Genomic DNA, 620 nt, shown 5'->3' with positions numbered 1-620 from the left:
GGCAATGGCGCGTCGCGTCGGCTGGAGCGTTTCAGGCAGGCCGACCAGCCCGCTTGCCGCGTCGTAGGTTATCAGCCGGGTTTTCGCGTAGGTTTCCATGTAGGTTTCGAGCTGGGTTTCCGTCACATGAAACCGGAAGCGTGCAAGCGTCGCGAGGTCGGGCGCACCGTCCTTGCCGGCATGCAGAATGCCGTCAGCACCGTATTCCAGAATAGCCGCTATCAGACGCACCCACACCACCACCGCCTCGGCGGCCAGCGTGAACAGGCGCAGGTCACTGGCGACCATGGCAAGCGCCCGTCTTTCGATCGAAGATTTGGACATCTCAATAGGCTTTCAGACGATACCCGTCCGCGACGGGCTCGATAATGTCTCGATTGACCAGATGCGACACGGCGCCGATCACCTCGGCCGGGTCTGCTGCCAGCAGGCGGGCCAGATCAGGCACGGTCAGCGCCTGGCCGCGTGCAGGCGCACGCAGCTCGGTGACGACATCGGCGGTGTCGGCCAGATGCAGCCACATGCCGCGTGCGGCGAGCGGCAGCACAGACCAGCGCGGGTCGGCCATGATGGCGCGGGCGTGGATGCCGTAGCGGCGGCGCGAAGCGGAGCGCGTCATG

At 65.6% G+C, this 620-nt stretch carries 1 protein-coding gene and 1 pseudogene; both read right to left on the bottom strand.

What is annotated here, in order from left to right:
* A pseudogene (locus tag P792_RS37530) lies at positions 1 to 288 on the bottom strand (hypothetical protein); the annotation flags it as partial.
* Positions 289 to 325: 37 nt separating this feature from the next.
* On the bottom strand, positions 326 to 620 hold a 295-nt coding region (locus P792_RS26440; protein ID WP_031240501.1), incomplete at its 5' end, for a hypothetical protein.

The sequence above is a fragment of the Asaia sp. SF2.1 genome (assembly GCF_000505765.1).
GTDB classification, from domain to species: domain Bacteria; phylum Pseudomonadota; class Alphaproteobacteria; order Acetobacterales; family Acetobacteraceae; genus Asaia; species Asaia bogorensis.
This window is presented reverse-complemented; position numbering and strand designations above follow the sequence as displayed.